The 21998-nt window shown below is 75.7% G+C and carries 19 protein-coding genes and 1 pseudogene; 15 read left to right on the top strand and 5 right to left on the bottom strand.

Annotated elements, in window-relative coordinates:
- Nucleotides 1–123: 123 nt before the first annotated feature.
- Entirely contained in the window at nt 124–2466 is a 2343-nt protein-coding gene (locus tag WCD41_RS26820) for a helicase-associated domain-containing protein (protein WP_337718305.1), read from the bottom strand.
- Between the two features lie 104 nt (nt 2467–2570).
- Here WCD41_RS26820 and WCD41_RS26815 point away from each other — a divergent pair, with 104 nt between their 5' ends.
- The 5 genes and pseudogenes from WCD41_RS26815 (at nt 2571) to WCD41_RS31210 (ending at nt 6276) form a co-directional block, all read left to right on the top strand.
- Nucleotides 2571–2777: a hypothetical protein gene (locus WCD41_RS26815; RefSeq protein WP_337718304.1), complete on the top strand. Its 207-nt coding sequence runs from the start codon at nt 2571–2573 to the stop codon at nt 2775–2777.
- 62 nt (nt 2778–2839) lie between these two features.
- Entirely contained in the window at nt 2840–3400 is a 561-nt protein-coding gene (locus tag WCD41_RS26810; protein WP_373695205.1) for a nucleotidyltransferase family protein, read from the top strand.
- A gap of 25 nt (nt 3401–3425) precedes the next feature.
- Nucleotides 3426–4886, top strand: a complete 1461-nt coding sequence (locus WCD41_RS26805; RefSeq protein WP_337718303.1) for an NAD-dependent malic enzyme — start codon at nt 3426–3428, stop codon at nt 4884–4886.
- Nucleotides 4879–5367 carry a cyclic pyranopterin monophosphate synthase MoaC gene (gene moaC / locus WCD41_RS26800; protein WP_337718302.1) on the top strand — a complete coding sequence of 163 codons (489 nt, stop codon included), beginning with the start codon at nt 4879–4881 and terminating at the stop codon, nt 5365–5367. Before WCD41_RS26805 ends, moaC begins: the two co-directional genes overlap by 8 nt.
- A pseudogene (locus WCD41_RS31210) lies at nt 5339–6276 on the top strand (molybdenum cofactor biosynthesis protein MoaE). Before moaC ends, WCD41_RS31210 begins: the two are co-directional and overlap by 29 nt.
- 30 nt (nt 6277–6306) lie before the next feature.
- Here WCD41_RS31210 and WCD41_RS26785 read toward each other — a convergent pair.
- Both WCD41_RS26785 and WCD41_RS26780 read right to left on the bottom strand, forming a co-directional pair.
- On the bottom strand, nt 6307–6993 hold the full coding sequence (locus WCD41_RS26785; RefSeq protein WP_337718299.1) for a LysM peptidoglycan-binding domain-containing protein: 687 nt from the start codon (nt 6991–6993) through the stop codon (nt 6307–6309).
- Between the two features lie 418 nt (nt 6994–7411).
- A complete protein-coding gene (locus WCD41_RS26780) occupies nt 7412–8056 on the bottom strand; it encodes a LysM peptidoglycan-binding domain-containing protein (RefSeq protein WP_337718298.1) in 645 nt (214 codons plus the stop codon).
- A 514-nt stretch (nt 8057–8570) separates the two neighbouring features.
- Between WCD41_RS26780 and WCD41_RS26775 the strand changes: the two genes are divergently transcribed.
- Genes WCD41_RS26775 through WCD41_RS26765 form a run of 3 tightly spaced genes read left to right on the top strand, consistent with a single transcriptional unit; the run spans nt 8571 to nt 11884 of the window.
- Nucleotides 8571–9467, top strand: coding sequence for an AAA family ATPase (locus tag WCD41_RS26775; protein WP_337718297.1), 897 nt, complete (start codon nt 8571–8573; stop codon nt 9465–9467).
- A gap of 28 nt (nt 9468–9495) precedes the next feature.
- Nucleotides 9496–10725 carry a vWA domain-containing protein gene (locus WCD41_RS26770; protein ID WP_337718296.1) on the top strand — a complete coding sequence of 410 codons (1230 nt, stop codon included), beginning with the start codon at nt 9496–9498 and terminating at the stop codon, nt 10723–10725.
- The gene (locus WCD41_RS26765; protein WP_337718295.1) at nt 10718–11884 is read left to right on the top strand and encodes an XdhC family protein; all 1167 of its coding nucleotides are present in this window, start codon (nt 10718–10720) and stop codon (nt 11882–11884) included. The genes WCD41_RS26770 and WCD41_RS26765 overlap by 8 nt, the downstream gene beginning before the upstream one ends.
- Here the strand turns inward: WCD41_RS26765 and WCD41_RS26760 are convergent.
- On the bottom strand, nt 11881–12717 hold the full coding sequence (locus WCD41_RS26760) for a class I SAM-dependent methyltransferase (RefSeq protein ID WP_337718294.1): 837 nt from the start codon (nt 12715–12717) through the stop codon (nt 11881–11883). The genes WCD41_RS26765 and WCD41_RS26760 overlap by 4 nt on opposite strands.
- A gap of 163 nt (nt 12718–12880) precedes the next feature.
- On the opposite strand from WCD41_RS26760, the gene WCD41_RS26755 reads away from it, so the two are divergent.
- From WCD41_RS26755 to WCD41_RS26725, 7 genes are all read left to right on the top strand, one after another.
- Nucleotides 12881–15532 (top strand): AAA family ATPase, encoded by a 2652-nt coding sequence (locus WCD41_RS26755; RefSeq protein ID WP_337718293.1) that lies wholly within the window; start codon nt 12881–12883, stop codon nt 15530–15532.
- Nucleotides 15533–15750: 218 nt separating this feature from the next.
- On the top strand, nt 15751–16467 hold the full coding sequence (locus tag WCD41_RS26750) for an AzlC family ABC transporter permease (RefSeq protein ID WP_337718292.1): 717 nt from the start codon (nt 15751–15753) through the stop codon (nt 16465–16467).
- Nucleotides 16464–16766, top strand: a complete 303-nt coding sequence (locus WCD41_RS26745; RefSeq protein WP_337718291.1) for an AzlD domain-containing protein — start codon at nt 16464–16466, stop codon at nt 16764–16766. Before WCD41_RS26750 ends, WCD41_RS26745 begins: the two co-directional genes overlap by 4 nt.
- A complete protein-coding gene (locus WCD41_RS26740) occupies nt 16763–17476 on the top strand; it encodes a PIG-L deacetylase family protein (RefSeq protein WP_337718290.1) in 714 nt (237 codons plus the stop codon). Before WCD41_RS26745 ends, WCD41_RS26740 begins: the two co-directional genes overlap by 4 nt.
- A gap of 148 nt (nt 17477–17624) precedes the next feature.
- A complete protein-coding gene (locus WCD41_RS26735; RefSeq protein WP_337718289.1) occupies nt 17625–18929 on the top strand; it encodes an iron-containing alcohol dehydrogenase in 1305 nt (434 codons plus the stop codon).
- Nucleotides 18930–18948: 19 nt separating this feature from the next.
- Nucleotides 18949–20355 (top strand): MadS family sensor histidine kinase, encoded by a 1407-nt coding sequence (locus WCD41_RS26730; protein WP_337718288.1) that lies wholly within the window; start codon nt 18949–18951, stop codon nt 20353–20355.
- Entirely contained in the window at nt 20352–21029 is a 678-nt protein-coding gene (locus tag WCD41_RS26725; protein WP_337718287.1) for a MadR family response regulator transcription factor, read from the top strand. Before WCD41_RS26730 ends, WCD41_RS26725 begins: the two co-directional genes overlap by 4 nt.
- A gap of 78 nt (nt 21030–21107) precedes the next feature.
- Here the strand turns inward: WCD41_RS26725 and WCD41_RS26720 are convergent, their stop codons facing one another.
- The gene (locus WCD41_RS26720) at nt 21108–21992 is read right to left on the bottom strand and encodes a sigma-70 family RNA polymerase sigma factor (RefSeq protein WP_337718286.1); all 885 of its coding nucleotides are present in this window, start codon (nt 21990–21992) and stop codon (nt 21108–21110) included.
- Nucleotides 21993–21998: the final 6 nt, after the last annotated feature.

The raw sequence follows: 21998 nt of genomic DNA, 5'->3' as shown, positions 1-21998 counted from the left end.
GCTGCGGCCGTGTGCGCGTGCCCGTGACGAACGAACGGCGCTTTCGCTGCAACCGATGCAGCGAAAGCGCCGTTCGTTCGTCCGGGGTGGGCGCCAGCGGGCGAGCGCGCTCCGACAGATGGGTCAGCGGTCGGCGAGCACGCTGACCGAGGTGATGCGGTGCAGCGCGAAGGACATCGCCGCGCCGCCGACCACGTCGCCGTTGGTCTCGCCGTCGTCCTCGACCCCCTCGAGCACCCCGCCGCCGACGCGCAGCGGGCGCACGACGCGCTGGGACGCGGTGCCGTAGGCGTCGACGTACCCGATCCACACGCTGCGCCCCGTGCGCGCGGCCTCGGCCAGGACGGCGACGGTGGCCGAGGCCGCCGGGCGGCCCGCGCCGGCCCCCACGCCGCGACCCCGGTTGGCGGTGGCGGCCCGGTCGCCCGCGCGGAGCTGGGCGACGAGGGCGGCGATCTGGTCGTCGGACAGCGACGGCGTGGTGCCGACGGCGCGCTCGGGCCGTTTCGCGGGCGTGCGCCGGCCGCGGGGGCGCAGGTCGAGCACGCCGCCGACCTCGTCCTCGGCGACCGGGGACAGCCCGGCGGCGCGCAGGGCCTCGAGCACCTCGACCAGCGGCTGGGGGCTGACGAGCACGGTCGGGGCGATCCGGCGCAGCTCGAGGCGCTCGGCCTCGGGGTGCACCATCACCTCGGCGACGAGCGCCTCGTCCTCCGAGCGCAGGAACGACGCGGCCGCGCCGCCGCGCAGACGCCCGTGGCGGCGGGCGACGTCGTCGACGAGGTAGCTCAGACCCTGGGGGACCGGGGTGGCCGAGCGGGTCGTGAACAGGTCGTGGAGGTCGGCGGCGGTCTGCCCCAGATCGAGCGCGCGGCGCACCGAGGCCTCGCTGATGCGGTAGACGGTGGCGCCGCCCGCGGACTCGACGTCGGCGACGCGGTCGAGCGCCGCGGCGAGCTCGGGCTCGAGGCGCCCGGGAGCGACGGCGGTGAGGTCGGCCTGCAGGAGCACGTGGTCGACGGGGGCGGGCAGGGCCCGGCGCAGTGCCGCGGCGGCGGCCGCGTCGGGGTCGTCGCCCGGTCCGCGCGCCGGCACGAGCAGCTCGCGGGCCGCCGAGGTGATCGCGTCGTGGGCGACGAGCCCCACGGTCGTCGCCTCGCGCAGCACCGTGCGGATCATCTCGTCGCGCTGGCGGCCGCCCTTGCGGGGCGCGCGCCAGGCCAGTGAGGCGACGAGGTCGTCGGCGCTCGGCGGGCCCTCGCCGTCGGCGAACTCGGCGAGACGGTCGAGCACCCGGCGGCGCAGCGCCGGCGCCCACGGGCGGCGGGCCTCGTCGGAGAGCGGGCCGATGAGCTTGTCGCCGACGTCGCGCGCCCCGACCAGCGAGGGGGCGCGCGGGGTGTCGAGCCAGCCCCGCGCGAGCATCACCCAGCGCACGTCGGGGCCGGCGGCGAGCCAGCGGTCGACGGTGACGGTCGGCGTCCACGCCGGGTCCGCGCCCTCGGAGACGGCGACGAGGCCGGCGCCGGCGAGCACCTCGACCAGCAGCGCCGCGTCCGGTTCGCCGAGCCCGAGCTCACGGGCGACGCGGCGCAGGTCGCGCACCCCGAGCCCGCCCGAGCGCAGGACCGCGGGCGGGGCGTCCGACCACGAGGTCAGCACGATCTCGGCGCGCCGCACCAGCTCGAGGATCTCCCCGGCGGCGGTGGCGTCGACGTCGGCGGGGGCCCGGACGCGCGGGGCCGGCATGGGATCGGTGAGCGCGACGTCGCCGAGGGGCCGGTCGCCGCGCACGCCGAGCGCGGCCTCGCGGGAGAGCTCGACGGTCTCGTGGTCGACGCGGTGCAGCAGGCCGGCGGCGAGCAGGCGACCCACGGGCCCGTCGTCGCCCCCGGCGCGGCTGCGCCCGATCGGGCCGTCGGACGCCAGCGCCTCGACGACCCCGCGCTCGTCGGGACGCAGCGCGTCGACGACGGCGGCGTGGTCGTCGGACGTGGCGATCGCGGAGAACTCGGGCGCCGGACGCCCCAGCCCGCCGGGGTAGCGCACCGACACGTCGCGTAGCCCGGGGACGGCGCGCAGCCCCGCGCGCTCGTCGGGATCGGCGTGCGGGAGGTCCGGTGCCAGGGTGGACCCGTCGGGCCAGACGAGCGCGCGGCGCTGCAGGTCGGCGAGGGCGGCGCGGCCGGCGTCGGCGCGGTCGGGGCCGAGCAGTGCGAGCACGTCGCCGACGGCGACCGCCGCCTCGTCGGCGTGCACCACGAGCAGCGCGTCGACCACCTGCAGGGTGAACGCGTCGAGGTCCTCGCACGCGCGCCCCACCGACATCCGCACGGTCGCGCGGGTGGCCACCACACCGGTGTCGGCGGGGGCGGGCAGCGCCAGGTCCGGGCGGGCGCGCAGCAGTGCGGCCAGGAAGTCGTCGTCCTGGGCGCGCAGGTGTTCGAGGAGGGTCCGGCCGGACATCACCTCCCACGGTAGTCGGGGCCGGGCGCGCACACCCCCGAGGTGCGGCAGACTGGGGCCCCAGCGCTTCGCCGAGCCGATCCCCAGAGGAGTCAGGGAGAGCCATGGCCGACCACGACGAGAGTCCCCAGCAGGCCGAGGGCGAGCAGCCGCGGCAGGACCCCTGGTGGCCGGAGGTCGACGGCGGCCACCCGATCACCGAGCTGATGGCGCCCACCCAGGGCTCGCCGTCGCCGTTCGGCGAGACGGAGTTCCCCCTGCCGGCCGACCAGCTCGGCTACGAGCACCCGGTCACCGAGATCAACCGCTGACCACGCACCGCACGCCGACGCCCGTCGCCGGCCTCCTGCTCGCCGCGGGCGGGGGCCGGCGCATGGGACGTCCGAAGGCCGCCGTCGAGCTCGATGGCGAGCCGCTCGTGCGCCGGGCCGTCCGCGCGCTGCACGCCGCGGGACTCGCCCCGGTCGTGGTCGTGCTCGGCGCCGGGCTGCCGGGCACGGCCGCGCTGCTCGACGAGGGCACGGCCTGGGTGCCCGCCCCGGGCTGGGACACCGAGGGCCAGGCCGCGTCGCTGCGCGCCGGGCTGGAGGCCCTGGCGGGGACGGACGCCGTCGCGGTGCTCGTCGCGCTCGTCGACACCCCGGGCATCGGCGCCGACGCGCTGGCCCGCGTCGCCGCCCGCGCCGACGGTCCCGACGCCCCCCGCGTGCTCGCGCGCGGCGCCGTCGACGGACGGGCGGGCCACCCGGTGCTGCTCGGGCGGGCGCACTGGGAAGCTGTGCACGCGGCCGCCTCGGGCGACGCCGGCGCGCGGGGGTTCCTGCGGGGCCGGGACGACGTGGCGGCCGTGGAGATCGGTGACGTCGCGGTCGGGGACGACCTCGACACACCGGAGGACCTGCAGCGATGGGCCGAGGCGGAGCCGCATCGTTGATCACAGCCAGCGAGAGGACACCACGGTGACCGTCCCGGGACCCGGTTACGCGATCACGGCCCGCGTCGAGGCGCCGGCGAGCGCGACCGCGGCGGGCGACCTCGCCGTCGCGGTCGGGCGCGTGGGCGGCGTCATGACGGCGTTCGACGTCGTCGAGTCGCGCACCGACTCGATCATCGTCGACATCAGCTGCAACGCGCTGTCCGAGGAGCACACCCACCAGATCACCGACGCCCTCGACGGCCTCGACGGCGTGCGGGTGCGCAACGTCTCCGACCGGACGTTCCTGGTGCACCTCGGCGGGAAGATCGAGGTCAACGCGAAGGTCGGCCTGCGGACCCGTGAGGACCTGTCGCGGGCCTACACCCCCGGCGTCGCGCGGGTCTGCCAGGCCATCGCCGCGCGCCCCGAGGACGCGCGCAGCCTCACGATCAAGCGGAACACCGTCGCCGTGGTCACCGACGGCTCGGCGGTGCTCGGGCTGGGCAACCTCGGTGCCGCCGCGTCGATGCCGGTGATGGAGGGCAAGGCTGCGCTGTTCAAGCGCTTCGCGGGCGTCGACGCCTGGCCGGTCTGCCTGGACACCCAGGACACCGAGGAGATCATCTCGATCGTCCGCGCGCTGGCGCCGGTGTACGGGGGGATCAACCTCGAGGACATCGCCGCGCCGCGCTGCTTCGAGATCGAGGAACGCCTCCGGGACATGCTCGACATCCCGGTCTTCCACGACGACCAGCACGGCACCGCCGTCGTCGTCCTCGGCGCCCTGCGCAACGCGCTGCGCGTCGTCGGCAAGGACATGAACGACTGCCGCATCGTCGTGTGCGGGGTCGGCGCGGCGGGGTCGGCGATCATCCGCCTGCTCATGCCCCTGGCGCCCGCGGACCTGATCGCCGTCGACGTCGAGGGGATCATCCACCCGGACCGGCCGGGCCTGCACCCGAGCCTGGAGTGGGTGGCCGAGCGGACCAACCGCGACCGCCGCACCGGCGACCTGCACGCCGCGATGCCCGGCGCCGACGTCTTCATCGGGGTGTCCGCACCGAACCTCCTCCACGAGGACGACGTCGCGGGCATGGCCGACCGGGCGATCGTGTTCGCGCTCGCCAACCCGGACCCCGAGATCGACCCGGCGGTGGCCCAGCGGCACGCCGCGGTCGTCGCCACCGGCCGGTCGGACTACCCGAACCAGATCAACAACGTGCTGGCCTTCCCCGGCATCTTCCGCGGGCTGCTCGACGCGCACGCCCGCGGCATCTCCGACGTCATGCTGCTGGCCGCCGCGGCCGCGATCGCCGACGTCGTGGCCGAGCCGAACCCGCTGTTCATCGTGCCCAGCGTGTTCGACTCGACGGTCTCGCCCGCGGTCGCCGGCGCGGTCCGCAAGGTCGCCGAGTCCGACCGGGACGGCGCGGCCGTCGCGATCGGCGAGGCCCTCGCCGTCGGCGAGGAGACCGCGAGGGCGACGGAGACCGCCGATGAGTGAGAGCTCGGGCCTGACGCACGTCGACGCGACCGGCGCCGCGCGCATGGTCGACGTCGGCGACAAGGAGGTCACGCGCCGCACGGCCACCGCGACCGGCGTCGTGCACACCACCGCCGAGGTCACCGCCGCGCTGCGCGACGACACCGTGCCCAAGGGCGACGCGCTCGGCGTGGCCCGGGTCGCCGGGATCATGGGCGCCAAGCGCACGCCGGACCTCGTCCCGCTGTGCCACCCGATCCCGCTGGCCGGCGTCACCGTCGACCTCGAGGTCGGCGACGACCACGTCGCCATCACCGCCACCGCGCGCAGCGCCGACCGCACGGGCGTCGAGATGGAGGCGCTGACCGCGGTCACGGTCGCGGGCCTCACCCTGCACGACATGATCAAGGCGCTCGATCCGGCGGCGACGCTGGACGCGGTGCGCCTCGAGCGCAAGGAAGGGGGACGCTCCGGTGTCTGGACCCGCCCCGACGGCCGGTGACCCCACGCGGCGCGCCCGCGTCGTCACCGCCTCCAACCGCGCCTCGTCCGGCGTCTACACCGACCGCGGCGGCCCGATCATCGTCGAGTGGCTGCGCGGGCAGGGCTTCACGACGCCCGATCCCGTCGTCGTGCCCGACGGGGAGCCGGTGGCCGCGGCGCTGCGCGACGCCGTCGCGGACGGCGCGCACGTCGTCGTCACCACCGGCGGTACCGGCATCTCGCCCACCGACGCGACGCCGGAGGCGACCCGGGCGGTCCTCGACTACGAGGTCCCGGGCCTCGCCGACGCGGTGCGCCGCGCGGGGGCCGACAAGGTCCCGACGTCGGTGCTCTCACGTGGCGTGGCCGGGGTCGCCAAGCGCACCCTGGTGGTGAACCTGCCCGGCTCCCCGGGCGGGGTGCGCGACGGCCTGGCCGTGCTCGAGCCGGTGCTGGCCCACGCCGTCGACCAGATCCTGGGAGGGGACCACCAGTGAGTGCACCCGCGCGCGTCCTGCGGGCGACCGTCACCGAGGACCTGATCAGCGTGGACGAGCACGCCGCGCTGGTCGACGACGCCGCCGCCGGCGCGGTCGTGACGTTCGCGGGCGTCGTCCGCGACCACGACCACGGCCGCTCGGTCACCGCCCTGGACTACGAGGGCCACCCGAGCGCCGCGACCGTCGTGGAGAAGGTGGCCGCGGAGGTCGCCGCGCAGTTCGCCGGGGTGCGGGCGCTCGCCGTGACCCACCGCGTCGGCCCCCTCGGGATCGGCGACGTGGCGCTGGCCTGCGCCGTCGCCGCCGAGCACCGCCGCGAGGCCTTCGACGCCTGCAGCGAGCTCGTCGACGCCGTGAAGCGCGAGCTGCCGGTGTGGAAGCGCCAGGAGTTCACCGACGGCACCGAGGAATGGGTCAACTGCCCCTGACCCGCTCCCCGGCGCCCCGGTGACCCGGCGTCAGCTCATCGAGAGCGTCTGCCCCGGGAAGATCATGTTCGGGTCGCTGAGGACGTCGGTGTTGGCCTGGGCCAGCGAGCGCCAGGTCGCGCCGTGCGCCGCGGCGATCGAGCTCAGGGTGTCGCCGTTGCGCACGGTGTAGGAGGACACTGACGACGACGTCGACGCTGACGACGACGAGTCCGAGTCGCGCACCTGGCGTGTCTCGGAGCTGCTGCCGGAGTCGGAGTTCCCGGAGTCGGAGTCGTCGGAGTCCGCCGACTCGTCGTCCGAGCTGCCCGACGAGCCCGTGTTCGGCGAGTTGTCCGTCTGGCCGGTGCGCCGGGAGCAGGTCGGCCAGGCGTTCATGCCCTGCTCGGCCTTGACGCGCTCGGCGACACGGATCTGCTCGGAGCGGCTGGCGTCCTCCGGCTGCCCGGAGCCGCCGAAGGCGCGCCAGGTGGAGTCGGTGAACTGCAGGCCGCCGCCGAAGCCGTTGCCGGTGTTGGTGCTCCAGTTGCCGCTGCTCTCGCACTCGGCGAGGGCGTCCCAGTCGGTGTCGGCGTGGGCGGCCGGGGCCGCCAGCAGCACCGCGGGCACGACGGGGGCGCCGGCCGCGACGACGGCCAGAGCGGCCCGCCCGACGCGGCCGGGGCGACGCGCCGCGCGGTGGCGGCCGCGGGTGACGGTGGGTGCTGCGGACAGCACGGGGTCAACGATGTCCACGGATCTCCACGAGGGCCGCGCGGACGCCGGACCGGACCGTCACCGGGGAGCGGACGGGGGAGCACCGGTCGCGGGCGCCCCTGTCCGGGCACAGATGCTGCGGGGGAACGGGGCCCGTCGGACAGGGGGAGCGCCCGGGCCTCGGTCGGCGCCGCCGCGCGGGCCGACGGACCGAGGCTAGATCTTCGACGAGCTCCTGGCTCGTGGCTCTCAGGTACGTGAGGACGCGACGAGATCACGAACGAGTGACGGAGACGCAGCTCCGGGGACACGGGATGACCGAGTGCGACGGGAGCGGAACGGTGCGTACCTGAGACAGGTGACGCAGCTCACAACGAGCGGAACGACGACGGCCCCGGCTCCCACGCGGGAGCCGGGGCCGTCGAGGTGCGGTACGGGATCAGCGCAGGGCGAGCTGCTGCCCGACGCTGAGGCTGTCCGGGTCGGTCAGGCCGTTGCGCTCGGCGACGGACTGCCACGACACGCCGCTCGCGGCGGCGATCGAGCTCAGGGTGTCGCCGGAGGCGACGGTGTGGGTGCCGGCGCCGGCCTGGGCCGGCTGGGCCGGCTTGGTGGCGGACGCGGACGACCGGATGCCCTCGGAGTCCGAGTCCGAGTCGGAGTCCGAGTCCGAGTCGGAGTCGGAGGAGCTCGAGGAGCCGGAGTCCGACTCGGTGTTGGCCGAGTCGTCGGTGTTGCCGGTCTTCTTCGAGCAGGTCGGCCAGGCGTTCATGCCCTGCTCGGCCTTGACGCGCTCGGCGACACGGATCTGCTCGGAACGGCTGGCGTCCTCCGGCTGCCCGGAGCCGCCGAAGGCGCGCCAGGTGGAGTCGGTGAACTGCAGGCCGCCGCCGAAGCCGTTGCCGGTGTTGGTGCTCCAGTCGCCGCTGCTCTCGCACTGGGCGAGCTCGTCCCAGTCCGTGTCGGCGGACGCCAGCCCCGTGGTGAAGGCCAGCGGGGTCGCCGCGACCGCGCCCACGAGGGCGATCTGCGCCGCCCGCCGTCCCAGGGCGCGCGCCAGCGACTCATCGGAATTCCGAGCCATGACCTCTCTCCGTACCGCGCCGCGCGGGCAGGGCCTCGCGGGTGGGTCGACGGCCGGTTCCACGCGGCCTCACCGCCCGTGGGTGCAGGGGCACCCGGGCCTGGCTCCTCACGCCCGTCCGGTCCGCAACTTTCGTTTCGGGTCATCCCGGGGGCGCTGGACGGGCCACGGCGCGGCGACCCCGGGGGTGTCAGGCCCCCGACACACCGATCGGGTGCGTGCTACGGGGAGCCGGACGCAGACGGTACGGAGGACACAACACGTTTCAACCCGGGCTCATGCGACCGCCGTCACCGTCCCGTGACGCGCCCGTGACCGTCGAAGCGCCAGATCTCCTGCTCCGAGCGGGAGTCGATCTCCTTCACGCGGACCTCGCACCGGCGCGTCCCAGATCCGCTCTGTGCGTGGCCTCACGGTCCCGGCGGGGCCGTTCGGAGCAACGGATCTCAGCTGGGACCGTGATCTCGCCACCGGTCCGGTGGCTACCCCACCGGTGGTGGGACATGCTGGACCGGTGAGCGGCACCACCGAACCCCGTAGCCCGGACGACCTGGCGCAGGCCCTCGACGGCACCGGCTACCTGGCCGACGACGGCCTCGCGTCGGCAGCCTTCCTGGCCCTGCGCATGGGCCGGCCCCTGTTCTGCGAAGGCGAGCCGGGCACCGGCAAGACCGCCCTCGCCCAGGCCCTGTCCCAGGCGCTCGACCTGCCGCTCGTGCGCCTGCAGTGCCACGAGGGCATCGACGCCTCCCAGGCCCTCTACGACTGGGACTTCCCGCGCCAGCTGCTGCACCTGCGCGCCCTCGAGGCGTCGGCGAGCGCCTCGCACACCGAGCTCGACGTCGACGCCGTGGAGTCCTCCCTCTACGACCGCCGCTTCCTGCTGGCGCGCCCCGTGCTGCAGGCGCTGCAGGACGCGCCGTGCGTGCTGCTCGTCGACGAGGTCGACCGCGCCGACGACGAGTTCGAGGCCTTCCTCCTCGAGGTGCTCGCCGAGAACTCGGTGACGATCCCCGAGATCGGCGTCGTGCGCGCCGAGACGCCGCCGTTGGTCGTCCTCACCTCCAACCGCACCCGCGAGGTCCACGACGCCCTCAAGCGCCGCTGCCTCTACCTCTGGCTCGAGCACCCCGACCTCGCCCGCGAGACCGCGATCCTGCAGCGCCGCCTGCCCGAGCTCCCGAAGGAGCTCGCCGAGCAGGTCGCCCAGGCCGTGCACGGGCTGCGCGGGCTCGACCTGCTCAAGCCGCCCGGGGTGGCCGAGTCGATCGACTGGGCGCAGGCGCTGCAGCTGATCGGCGCGCGTCACCTCGACCTCGCGTCCGCCACCGCGACCCTGGGCGCGGTGCTGAAGTACCGCGAGGACGCGGACCGGGCGCGCGACAAGCTGGACGCCCTGCTCGCCTCATGACGACCCGGTCCGAGCGGAGCGACGGGGAATGACCACGAGTGACGAGGGCGGGAGCACCGAGGGGCCCGCTCCGCGCCCGCACGCCGGTGCGGTGCTCGCCGCGGGGATCGTCGATGACCTCCGCGGTGGTGGCGCGCCCCCGGGACCCGAGGAGGTGCTCGAGGACTTCGTCGCCTTCACCCGGCTCGTCCGCAACGCCGGCGTGCCCGTCACCACCGACCGCGTCGCGGCCTACCTGCAGGCGCTGCGCCTGTCCGACCTGGCCAGCGAGGTCGCGACCTACTGGGCGGGACGGCTGACCCTGTGCGCCGATCCCGACGACGTGGTGCGCTACGACCACGCCTTCGCCGCCTGGTTCTCCGCCGACCCACGTGACCAGCGGATGGGCCGCCCCTCGCAGCCCAAGCCGCGGGTCTCGACGATGGCGGCGCTCACCGAGCCACCCCCGGGCACGGGCGACGGCGACGAGGAGGAGACCCCGGAGCTGCGCGTGGCCGCCTCCGGCGAGGAGATCCTGCGCGACCGCGACATCGCCGAGCTCTCGATCGGTGAGCGCGAGCACCTCAAGCAGCTCCTCGCGCTGCTGCGCCCGGCGCCCCCCAAGAGACGGGCCCGGCGCCGCCGGCCGGCCCGGCGCGGCGAGCCCGACCCGCGGCGCACCCTGCGGGCGGCCCTGGCGAACGGCGGCGAGATCGGCGACCTGCGCCGGCGCGCCCGCCGTGAGCGCCCGCGCCGGGTGGTGCTGCTCATCGACGTGTCGGGGTCCATGAGCCCCTACGCGGACACGCTGCTGCGCTTCGCCCACGTCGTCACCCGGCGCACCCCCACGGCCGTCGAGACCTTCACGCTCGGCACCCGACTCACGCGGGTCACGCGCGAGCTGCGCCAGCGCGACCCCGAGAGGGCGCTCGCCGACGCCGGGCAGGCGATCCCCGACTGGTCGGGCGGCACCCGCCTCGGCGAGGTGCTGCGCGCGTTCCTCGACCGGTGGGGACAGCGCGGTGTCGCCCGGCGGGCGGTCGTCGTCGTGTTCTCCGACGGCTGGGAGCGCGGGGGTGCGGAGCTGCTCGGGGAGCAGTCCGCGCGGCTGCGGCGCCTGGCCCACCGGGTGGTCTGGGTCAATCCGCACGCGGGCAAGAGCGGCTACGCCCCGGTGCAGGGGGGAATCGCGGCGGCCCTCCCGCACGTTGACCGGTTGCTGGCGGGCCATTCCCTGACGACGCTGGCCGAGCTGCTGGAGGTGCTGCGGGATGCGTGACGTGCTGCCGACCCTGGAGTCCTGGTGGGACTCGGGGCGCCCGACGGCGCTGGCCACCGTCGTGGGCACCTTCCGGTCCGCGCCCCGCCAGCCGGGCGCGTCGATGCTCGTCGGCGACGACGGGCAGGCCGTCGGGAGCGTGTCGGGCGGCTGTGTCGAGGGCGCGGTCTACGAGCTCGGCTCCGGCATCCTCGAGGGCACCGACGACGCCACCCTGCAGCGCTACGGCGTCTCCGACGACGACGCGTTCGCCGTCGGCCTGACCTGCGGCGGCATCCTCGACGTCTACGTCGAGAAGGTCGACCGCGAGTCGTTCCCGCAGCTCGGCGCGATCGCCGCGGCCGTGCGCGAGCACCGCTCGGTCGCCGTCGCCACCGTCGTCTCGGGCCCCGCGGACCGGATCGGGCGCCGGCTGGTGGTGTGGCCCGAGGAGGTCGAGGGCCACACCGGCTCGGCCCGCCTCGACGACGCGCTGCGCGACGACGTCCGCGGCCTGCTCGCCGCGGGCCGCTCCGCGCTCGTGTCCTACGGCACCGACGGCGAGCGGCGCGGTGAGGGTCTGCAGGTCTTCGTCGAGTCGTTCGCCCCGCCGCCGCGGCTGATCGTCTTCGGCGCGATCGACTTCGCCGCCGCCGTCGCGCGGATGGGCACGTTCCTCGGCATGCGGGTCACCGTCTGCGACGCCCGCCCGGTGTTCGCGACCTCGAGCCGCTTCCCCGAGGCCCACGAGGTCGTCGTCGAGTGGCCCCACCGCTACCTCGCCAAGGAGGCCGAGGCGGGGCGGATCGACTCGCGCACCTCGCTGGCCGTGCTCACCCACGACCCCAAGTTCGACGTGCCGCTGCTCGAGGTGGCGCTGCGCCTGCCCGAGATCGGCTACATCGGGGCGATGGGGTCGCGGCGCACCCACCTCGACCGCCAGGACCGGCTGATCGAGGCCGGCGTCACCGAGGCCGAGCTGGCCCGGATGTCGAGCCCCATCGGCCTCGACCTCGGCGCCCGCACCCCGGAGGAGACCGCGGTGTCGATCGCCGCGGAGATGATCGCCCAGCAGTGGGGCGGACGGGGCACCCCGCTCTCGGACCGCGAGGGCCCCATCCACTCCGAGTCCAACGTCGAGCCCGCCGTGTCGGCGGCCTCGCTCCAGACGGCCCCCTAGGTGACCCGGGCGGTCAGGAGCAGGTACTCCCAGTCCATCGACCCGTCGCCGCGGTCGTGGCGCTCGGCGACGCCCGCGATGTCGGCGTCGAGCGCCGCGGTGCGCTCGGCGTCGTCGGCGACGTTGCGGTAGGCCACGATCGTCGGCCCGTAGGTCTCCTTCCAGTACGTGCGGAAGGTCGACGGCGTGTCGAACGCCGACACCCGCACGGTCCGGACCTGGGTCTCGACGTCGGTGACGCGGTCGCCGAGCAGGTCGCGCACGTGCCCCTGGTCGCCCCACAGCGGCGGGGGCTGCGCACCGGGCGGGGGCGGCGGCACGTAGGGCTTCATGGTCTTGAACAGGTCGCCGACGAAGCCGGCGGGCGTCCAGCTGATGAGCCCGATGCGCCCGCCGGGGCGGACGACGCGGACGAGCTCGTCGGCGGCCTGCTGGTGGTGCGGGGCGAACATGATCCCGACGCAGGACACGGCGACGTCGAAGGAGTCGTCGGGGTACGGCAGCGCCTCGGCGTCGGCCTCGTCCCAGCGCAGGGCCACGCCCTGGCGCTGCGCGAACGCGCGGCCCGCCACGAACAGCTCCGGGGTGAGGTCCGAGGCGACGACGTCGGCGCCGGCGAGCGCGGCCGGCACGGCGACGTTCCCGGTGCCCGCGGCGATGTCGAGGACCCGCTCGCCGGGACGGATCCCGGTGGCGGCGACGAGCGTCGGGCCGAGCTCGGCGATCAGCCGGGCGGCCACGTCGGGGTAGTCGCCGAGGCCCCACATGGTGCGGTGGCGCGCCTTGAGGGCGGCGTCGGCGGCGGCGGCGTCGGTGGTCGTGGTGTCGGTCATGGGGGGCTCCCGGGATCGGTCTCGGTCGGTCTCGATCGGTACGACGAGAACGGTCCGCTCACCGAGCGCGCCGGGCATCGGGAGGTCCTCCCTAGGTTCTGCGTGCCGGACTGGGCCGTTCGGGACATTTCCCGGGGGGAGTCGATCACGTACCGTCACTGGGGTGGACCTGCTCGAGCGCGAGGACGAGCAACGCCTCCTCGCGCGGGCCTGGCAGGAGGCGCGCTCCGGGACGGGCTCGGTCGTGCTGCTCGCGGGCGAGTCGGGCATCGGCAAGACCTCGCTCGCCCGTCGCTTCGCCACCGACCCCCGTGGCGGTCCCGACGGGCAGGTGCTGTGGGGCGTCTGCGATCCGCTCGGGGTGCCGCGCCCGCTGGGCCCGTTGCACGACGTCGCCGCCGACCTCGGCGACCCGGTGGCCCGCCTGCTGCACGACAGCGCCCCGCCGCACGAGATCCACCGCGCCCTGCTCGACGTGCTCGGCGCGCGCTCCCTGCTGCTCGTCGTCGACGACCTGCAGTGGGCCGACGAGGCGACCATCGACCTGCTGCGCTTCCTGCTGCGCCGCGTCGCCGGGACGCGCTCGCTGGTGCTCGCGACCTACCGGGCCGACGAGCCCGATCCGCAGCCGGCGCTGCGGGCCCTGCTCGGCGACGTCGCGCGCACCCCGGCGGCCACCCGCCTCGAGCTCGGCCCGCTGTCGGTCGCGGCCGTCACCGCGCTGGTCGGCGGGCGCGCCATCGACCCGGCCCACCTGCACCGGCTCACGCGCGGGAACTCCTTCTTCGTCACCGAGGTGGTCAGCCAGGGCGCCGTCTTCGGCGACGCCGGGGACCTCGCGGACCTGCCGGTGTCGGTGCGCGACGCGGTCCTCGCTCGCACCGCGGGCCTCGACGCGGACGCCCGCGACCTCGCCGACCTGTTGGCCTGCGCCCCGGGACCGGTCCCGGACACGCTCTTCCCCGCGCTCGGGGTGGGGATGGGTCCGCTGCGGACCCTCGACACCGCGGGGCTCATCGGGCGCGACCGCCGGGGCGTCACCTACCGCCACGACATCTGCCGGCTCGCGGTGGCGGGCGCGATCCCGCCCGGCGGCGAGGTCGCCCTGCACCGGCGCATGCTCGCGGCCCTCGAGACGCTCCCGGACCCGGACCCGGCCGTCGTCGCCCACCACGCGCTCGCCGCGGGTGACGACGGGAGCGCGTTCCGGTACGCGGCGCGCGCGGGACGCGTCGCCGCGACGGCGGGGGCGCACACCGAGGCGGCCCGCTTCTTCGCGACCGCGCTGGCCCACGCGCCGCGCGACGCGCTCGGCGCGCGGGCCGGGCTCGCCGAGCTGCTCGCGCACGAGCTCTTCCTCACCAACCGGCTGGGCGAGGCCATCGAGGCGTGCCACCGCGCGATCGACTGGCGCCGGGCCGACGGCGACCTCGACGGCGTCGGCGCCGGGCACCGGTCGCTGGCCTCGTTCGAGTGGTACCACGGCAACCGCGACCTCGCCGTGGCGCACGCGGCGACCGCGGTCGAGGTGCTCGAGCCCCGCGCCCTGCCGGGCAGCCCCGCGGCCGGGCTCCTCGGCCACGCGCTGGCGGTGCAGGGGTTCCTGGCGATCCAGGACAACGACCTGACGAGGGCCCGCGAGCTGCACGAACGCGCCCGCACGGTGGCGGCCGGGGCCGGGGACGAGGCCCTCCCGGTGCGGCTGATGGTGGTGGACACCGTGGCCGGGATGATGACGGGCGACGCGTCGGCGCGGACCCGGTTGCTCGACGCCCTCGAGGCGGTCGGCGACGACGTCAAGGTCGAGCACTCCACCTGCTGGACCCAGCTGGCCAACCTCGACGTCGAGCAGCGGCGCCTCGACGCCGCCGAGAAGGTGCTCGACCGCAGCCTGCCGCTGACCGTGCAGTGGGAGTACCCGATCTGCGAGCACTGGCAGCGCGGGGTGCGCGCCCGCCTGCAGGTGGTGCGCGGCGCCTGGGACGAGGCCGCGCAGGACGCCCGCGGGGTGCTCACCGACAGCGGGTCGATGCTGACCCACACCTGGCCGTCCCTGGTGCTCGGGCTCGTCGCGCTGCGCCGTGGCGGCGACGAGGCCGACGCGCACCTCGAGCGGGGCTGGGACATCGCGGTGCGCTTCGGCGAGCCGTTGCGGGTGCTCCCCGCCGCGTCGGCGCTGGCCGAGCGGTCCTGGGTCACCGGCACGGCGGACCCCCGCCTGGCCGGCGCGGCTGAGCTCCTCGCGGAGATGGGATCGCGGCCCGGCACCGAGTGGTCCGCCGCGGAGCTCGCGGTGTGGCTGCGCCGGCTCGGGCGTCCCGTCGGTCCGCCCGTCCTGCCGCCCGCCGGCCCGGGCCGGCTGCTGCTCGAAGGCGACGCCGCCGGCGCCGCGCGGGCCTGCGCGGAGCTCGGCGCGCCCTACGAGGAGGCCCTCGCCCTCGTCGACACCGGTGAGCCCGCCGACGCGTTCGCCGCGCTGGAGCTGCTCGACCGCCTCGGGGCGGACGCCGTCGCGGCGAAGGTGCGCCGCGACCTGCGTGCCCGCGGCGTCACCGGCGTGCCCGCCCGGCCCCGCAGCACGACCCGCACCAACCCGGCGGGCCTGACCGCCCGCCAGGTCGACGTGCTGCGGCTGCTCACCGAGGGACTGACCAACGCGGGGATCGCCACGCGCCTGTTCATCTCCGAGAAGACCGCCGACCACCACGTCTCGGCGATCCTCGCCAAGCTCGACGTGCCCACCCGCCGCGAGGCCGCGGCGGCCGCGCGGGACCTCGGCCTCGTGCCCGACCGCCGGGTCGCCCAGCACACGTAGGCCCGCGGCTCGCGGACCTGCGGGACGTGCCGTTCGCCCCGAGCTCGCCTCGGGACGGCGAGCGTCGTCACCGGTCCTCACCGGTCCTCACCGGTCCTCACCGGTCCCCGCCGGCGAGGCGTGGGCAGCCGCGGACGCGGGGCCTAGGTGGTCACGCAGGGCAACATGGGGAGCGGGCACCGATGTCCGGCGACGGCTCCCGGCGGCATGGTCCTCCCATGTCCATCACCGTGCGTCACACCCTCCGCGGAGGAGAGGTCCGGACGGCCGTGCGCGACCTGGCGCCGGTCGTCCTCGGGCTCACGCCGTTCGCGCTGCTCATCGGCGTCACCGCCGTCCGCTCGGGCGTCGGGGCCGGCACCGGGATCCTCGGCGCCCCGCTGCTCTACGGCGGCAGCGGGCAGCTCACCGCGCTCACCCTGATGGCCGGCGGCGCCGGTCTCGGTGCCGTGCTCGCCGGGGTGAGCCTGGTCAACGTGCGGTTCCTGCTCTACGCCGCGGCGCTCGAGCCCCACTTCCGCGGCCAGCCGCGGTGGTTCCGCTGGATCGCCCCGCACTTCGTCGTCGACCCGGTGTACGCGATGGTCACCCGCCGTCGCGAGCTGTCCGGCGCCGAGCTCGACGATCCCGTCACGTTCCGTCGCTACTGGACGACCGCGGGGGTGGGCCTCGGTGTGGCGTGGACCGCGCTGACCGCGGCCGGCGCCCTGCTGGCGCCCGTGCTGCCGACGTCCTCGGCGCTCGACGTCGCCGCCCCCGCGATGTTCCTGGCGATGCTCGTCCCCCAGCTGCGCACCCGCCCCGCCCGGGTCGGGGCCGTGACCGCGGCCGTCGTCGCGGCCCTCGCCTCGTCCCTGCCCACCGGCCTCGGCCTGCTGTGCGGCATCGCCGCCGGCGTGGTCGCCGCGACCCTCACCGACCGGAGCCCGTCGTGACCCTCCTCGCCTCGGCCGTCGCGACCTACGGGCTGCGGATCGTGCTGATCACCCTCGTCCCCGCGCACCGGCTGCCCGCGGTGCTGCGCCGCGGCCTGCCGCACCTCGCGCCGGCCGCGCTGGCCGGCCTCGTCGCCACCGCGCTCGCCGGGCACGCCGGGCCGGGCGCGCTGGTCGCGCCGGGCCCCACCCACCTGGCGCTCGCCGTCGCCGGGCTCGTCGCCTGGCGCTTCCGCAACCCCGCCCTGCCCGTCCTGGCCGCCGTCGTGGTCGCCGTCGCGTGGGAGGTGCTGTCGTGACCCGCACCCTGCTCGGCGTCTGGGCCCACCCCGACGACGAGACCTTCCTGTCCTCCGGCCTGATCCTCGCGGCACGCGAGCGCGGTGACCGCGTGGTGCTCGTGACGGCGACCCGCGGCGAGCACGGCACCGACGACCCGGGGCGCTGGCCGCCCGGGCGCCTCGGCCGGCTGCGTGAGCGCGAGCTCGAGGCCGCGCTCGCCGTGCTGGGCGTCGACGAGCACCGCTTCCTCGGCTACGGCGACGGTTCCTGCGCCCACGCCGCGGAGCCCCTGGCCGCGCGGGCGATCGCGACGGTCATCGAGGAGGTCCGCCCGGACACGATCGTGACGTTCGGCCCGGACGGCGTGACCGGCCACGACGACCACCGCGCGGTCGGGCGCTGGACCACGCGGGCTCGCCACCGGGTGGCGCCGCAGGTCGAGCTCCTGCGCGCCGTGCTCGCGCCCGGCTTCACCCGGCGCTTCGCCGCGGTGAACGAGGCGTTCGGCGTCTTCATGGACGACCCGGCCGACGACGTCGACCCCGGCCTGCACCTGCGGCTGGAGGGCGCACAGCTCGACCGGAAGATCGAGGCCATGCTCGCGCAGGACAGCCAGACCCGCCGTCTGGTCGATGGCGTGGGTCTCGCGACGTTCCGGCGCTGGTGGGGCGAGGAGGCCTTCCTCGTCGACCGCCCGGTGGCGGCGAGCGCCGCCGCAGCGGTGTGATCCGCGTCGCGACCTGCGCTGATCGGGCACGACGGAACGGTGGGGGACAACCTCGTCGTCACCCTGCCGTCGCCCGCTGTCCCTCTGTAACGTGGGCTACATCGTCGTGCGGGTCGGCCATTCGGCCGGTCGGCAGAGAGGGGGCAGCGTGGTCCTCGTCGACAGCGTGACCCGCGCGGGGGAGTCGGTCATCGCCCATCGTCGCTCGCCGGAGCCGGTGGGCGACGGGGCCGTCGCCGCTCCGCGGACACCGCCCGGACGGGCGAGCACGCGGTCGCGCACGGGGACCCCCCGCCTCGCGAAGTTCCACGTCCCGGAGATCCTGTTCGGACCCGGCTCGCTGTCCGAGGCGGCCCATGCGGCCGTCCGCCTGGGCGCCCGCCGGCCCATGCTCGTCACCGACCCCGGGCTGTGCGCCGCCGGCTGGCCCACCCAGCTGTGCGCGCACCTGGCCGAGGCCGGCCTGCGTGCCACGGTCTGGGACGGCGTGACGCCGAACCCGAAGGACCACGAGATCGCCGCGGGCCACGTCGTCTACCGCGAGCAGGGCTGCGACGTCATCGTGGCGCTCGGCGGCGGCTCGGTGATCGACGCGGCCAAGGGCATCGCGCTGCTCGCCGGCAACGGCGGGCGCATCACCGACTACGAGGGCGTCGACCGGATGGCCCTGCCCATCCCGCCGATGGTCATGGTGCCGTCCACCTCGGGCACGGGGGCGGACGTCTCGCAGTTCTGCATCGTCACCGACACGGCCCGCAACACCAAGATCACGATCCTGGGTCGGGCGCTGGTGCCGGACATGTCGATCGTCGACCCGCACCTGCTCACCACGATGCCGGACTGGCTCAACGCGGCCACCGGGCTCGACGCGCTCACCCACGGCATCGAGGCCTACGTCTCGCGCGCCCACAACCCGCTCACCGACCACCACGCGCTGCAGGCCATCGCGCTCGTCGGCGAGCACCTCGAGCGCACGATGGACCACCCGTCCGAGGAGGCCGCGCGCACGTGCATGGCGCAGGCGGCGCTCGAGGCGGGGCTCGCGTTCACCAACGCGATCCTCGGTGCGGCGCACGCCATGAGTCACCAGGTCGGCGGTCTGCTCGACCTGCCGCACGGCGTCATCAACGGGGTGCTGCTCCCGCACGTCATCCGCTTCAACGCCGAGCCCGACCCGCACCGGTTCGTGCCGATCGCCCAGGCACTCGGGCTGCCCGGGCGGATCGCGCCCGACTCGACGGCGGGCGCCGCCGAGGCCGCGGAGTGGGCCGCGGAGGAGGTCCGGCGCATCGCCGACGAGCTCGGTGTGCCCAAGGGCCTCGGCGAGATCGGCGTCACGGAGGCCGACGTGCCGGTGCTGTCGACGATGACCCTCGCCGACGCGTGCCTGTCGACCAACCCGCGCGAGGCCGACCAGGCCGACATCGAGGCGCTGTTCCGGACGGCCCTGTAGTGCTCCCCGGGAGCGCCCCATGAGCAGCCGGACCGAGACCGACCTCCACGATCTCGACCAGCTCACCGGCATCCGGTCGGGCAAGCCGTCCTTCTACATCGAGTACCTCGCGTCGGCCGAGCGGCTGCGACGCGTGATCCACGCCCTCGACCGGATCTCCCGGGCGCTGGTGCGCACCACCGAGGGCCCGGGCACGCTCGTCCGCTCCGTCGCCGAGGCCGCCGCCGACCACCTCACCGCCCACTGGGTGGTGTTCGCGCTGGCCGACGGCGCGCTGCCGGAGGCCGCGCCGCGCCACCTCGTGCTGGGCCCGGCCGGCGACGAGGTCGACGCCGCGGACCCGGAGCTGCCGCCGTGGGTCGTCGCCCACCTGCGGGCCGTGCGCTCCGGACGGGGCCACCACCACGAGGACGGCGGGGCCGCGACCAACAGCGCGGACGTCGAGCACGATCCCCACCACCTGCACGTGCCCGTGCACCTCGACGGCGACGTCGTCGGCGAGATCGTCGCGTGGACGGGCGCCGAGCGGGCCATCGACGCCACCGACGCCTCCGTGCTGCGCGTCCTCGCCGGCCAGACCGCGGCCGCGCTGCAGAACTCCGCGCTGCACCAGCGCACGATGCGGCTCTACGGCGAGGCCAGCCGCCACGCCGAGGACCTCGCGGCGCGCAACGACCAGCTGCAGCGCACCCGCGACGCCCTCACCGTCGCCCGCCAGCGCGAGGTGCTCGACTCCGAGCGCCACCGGATCGCCCGCGAGCTGCACGACTCGGTGACCCAGTACGCGCTCTCGGCCGGCATGCAGATCGAGGTCGTGCGCTCGGAGATCCGCGACGAACGCCAGCGCGGACGCCTCGAGACCGCCAAGGAGCTCACCCGCCGCGCGGTGGAGCAGCTGCGCAGCGCGATCTACGCGCTCAACCACTCCGGCGACCGCGGCCCGCAGAGCCTGCCCGCGATGCTCGAGGAGCTCTCGACGGTGCACATGCCCTCGGACCTGCGGGTCCAGGTGCGCATCGAGGGTCGCCCCGTGGCGCTGTCGTCGGCGGCCGAGCGCTCGCTGTTCCGGGTCGCGGGCGAGGCGCTCTTCAACGCCGCCGTGCACGCCGAGGCGAGCGTCGCCGTCGTCCGCCTCGCCTACCGCAAGGACCGCCTCGTCCTGTCCGTCTCCGACGACGGCACCGGCGACCCCGAGCACGTGCGCCGGTCGCTGCGCGTCGCCGCCGCCGGCGACCTCGACGGCTCCCACCGCGGCCTGGTCAACATGGCCGACCGCGCCCGGGAGATCGGCGGCACGCTGCGCATCCGCCGCGCACCCCAGGGCGGGATCCGGGTCGAGGTCGGCGTGCCGCTGGCGGCCTGCCCCGGCCGCGCGGCGCCCGCCGAGAACACAGAGATCGCATCGGAAGCCAGGAGCACGTCATGACCGAGATCCGCGTGCCCGCACGCACCACCGCCAAGCGCGGGGAGGTGCGCATCGTCCTGGTCGACGACCACGCCATCGTCCGGCAGGGCCTGCGCTCGGTGCTCGAGCGCGAGCCGCAGTTCGCCATCGTCGGCGAGGCGTCCAGCGCCGCCGAGGCGCTCGCCGTCGTCGCCCACCAGCGCCCGTCGATCGTGCTGCTCGACCTCAAGCTCTCCACGAGCTCCGACTCCGAGGGCCTGCACCTGTGCCGCCAGCTCACCCAGGCGCACCCCGGGGTGGGCGTGCTCGTGCTGACGACGTTCCTCGACGACCGCCTCGTGGTCGAGGCCGTCCACGCCGGCGCGCGCGGCTACGTCGTCAAGGACGTCGACACCACCGAGCTGACCTCGGCGATCCGCGCGGTCTCGCGCGGCGAGTCGGCGTTCGACTCCCGCTCCGCCGCGGCCGTCGTGCGCTCCCTCAACGGCCAGCAGCCCCACGGCGACCCGCTGACCGGCCGCGAGCTCGACGTGCTGCGCCTCCTCGCGCGCGGGATGTCGAACCGCACCATCGGCCGCGAGCTCTTCATCTCCGAGACGACGGTGAAGTTCCACGTCGGCAACCTCATGCGCAAGCTCGACGTCACCCGCCGCGCCGAGGCCGTCTACGCCGCCTCGAAGATGGGCCTGATCTGACACACGCCGTGTGTCAGCCTGGCGGCCACGCTGACAATCCAACACAGCACGCCGATAGGGTCAGGAAAGCCCCCACGATCACCGCAGCTCGACGTCGAGCTCCGCGATCACGTCGGGGTCGGCGATCATGTCGATCGCGACGATCCGGCCGTCGACGACGACGAGGTCGAACGCCGAGAAGACGCGCCCGCCCGGGGCGTAGGCGGCGCCCAGCGCGCCGTCGAGCAGCGCGGGCTGGGCAGCACGGGCGCGGCCGCAGAAGACGCGGGCGACGGCCTCGGCACCCTGCATCTGCTCGGTGACGTCGGGGGCTCCGCGGTCGCGGTAGGCCTCGGCGGCGGCCACGGCGACGCGGTCGGCGCGCAGCTCCACGTCGGGGTCGAGGACGCTGAGCAGGCCGGCGAAGTCGCCCTCGCGCGCGGCGGTGAGGAAGGCCTCGACGACCTCGCGCCGCCGGGCCGGGTCGGCCTCCGCCTCGGCCGAGCCGCCCCGGACGCGCCGGCGCGCCCGGCTCGCGAGCTGTCGCGCGGCGGCGGGGCTGCGCTCGACGACCGTCGCGATCTCGTCGAACGGCACCCCGAACATGTCGTGCAGCACGAAGGCCAGGCGCTCCGCGGGGTCGAGGCGCTCGAGCACGACGAGCAGCGCACCCCCGAGGGCGTCCGCCTGGGCCGCCCGCGCCTCCGGGTCCGGCTCGGGGTCAGGGGCGTCCGGAGCGTCGTCGATCGGGGACTCCGCGCGGGTGCCGCGGCTGCGCAGCATCGACAGGGCGACGCGGCTCGCGACGGTGGTCAGCCAGGCGCGCAGGTTGTCGATCTCGGAGCTGTCGGTGCGCGACAGGCGCAGCCAGGTCTCCTGCACGGCGTCGTCGGCCTCGGCCGGGCTACCCAGCAGCCGCAGCGTCACGGCGCGGAGGTGCGGGCGGTGCGTCTCGAAGTCGGTGGCCAGATCGTTCTCGTCCATCGGTCA

The organism is Actinomycetospora aeridis, assembly GCF_037400275.1.
Taxonomy (GTDB): domain Bacteria; phylum Actinomycetota; class Actinomycetes; order Mycobacteriales; family Pseudonocardiaceae; genus Actinomycetospora; species Actinomycetospora aeridis.
This window is presented reverse-complemented; position numbering and strand designations above follow the sequence as displayed.

What these genes read in the sequence shown, in the direction of transcription:
- WCD41_RS26820 (WP_337718305.1), bottom strand. Translation starts at nt 2,466, where the DNA reads ATGTCCGGCCGGACCCTCCTCGAACACCTGCGCGCCCAGGACGACGAC.
- WCD41_RS26815 (WP_337718304.1), top strand. Translation starts at nt 2,571, where the DNA reads ATGGCCGACCACGACGAGAGTCCCCAGCAGGCCGAGGGCGAGCAGCCG.
- WCD41_RS26810 (WP_373695205.1), top strand. Translation starts at nt 2,840, where the DNA reads ATGGGACGTCCGAAGGCCGCCGTCGAGCTCGATGGCGAGCCGCTCGTG.
- moaC (WP_337718302.1), top strand. Translation starts at nt 4,879, where the DNA reads ATGAGTGAGAGCTCGGGCCTGACGCACGTCGACGCGACCGGCGCCGCG.
- WCD41_RS26780 (WP_337718298.1), bottom strand. Translation starts at nt 8,056, where the DNA reads ATGGCTCGGAATTCCGATGAGTCGCTGGCGCGCGCCCTGGGACGGCGG.
- WCD41_RS26770 (WP_337718296.1), top strand. Translation starts at nt 9,496, where the DNA reads ATGACCACGAGTGACGAGGGCGGGAGCACCGAGGGGCCCGCTCCGCGC.
- WCD41_RS26765 (WP_337718295.1), top strand. Translation starts at nt 10,718, where the DNA reads ATGCGTGACGTGCTGCCGACCCTGGAGTCCTGGTGGGACTCGGGGCGC.
- WCD41_RS26760 (WP_337718294.1), bottom strand. Translation starts at nt 12,717, where the DNA reads ATGACCGACACCACGACCACCGACGCCGCCGCCGCCGACGCCGCCCTC.
- WCD41_RS26750 (WP_337718292.1), top strand. Translation starts at nt 15,751, where the DNA reads ATGTCCATCACCGTGCGTCACACCCTCCGCGGAGGAGAGGTCCGGACG.
- WCD41_RS26730 (WP_337718288.1), top strand. Translation starts at nt 18,949, where the DNA reads ATGAGCAGCCGGACCGAGACCGACCTCCACGATCTCGACCAGCTCACC.
- WCD41_RS26725 (WP_337718287.1), top strand. Translation starts at nt 20,352, where the DNA reads ATGACCGAGATCCGCGTGCCCGCACGCACCACCGCCAAGCGCGGGGAG.
- WCD41_RS26720 (WP_337718286.1), bottom strand. Translation starts at nt 21,992, where the DNA reads ATGGACGAGAACGATCTGGCCACCGACTTCGAGACGCACCGCCCGCAC.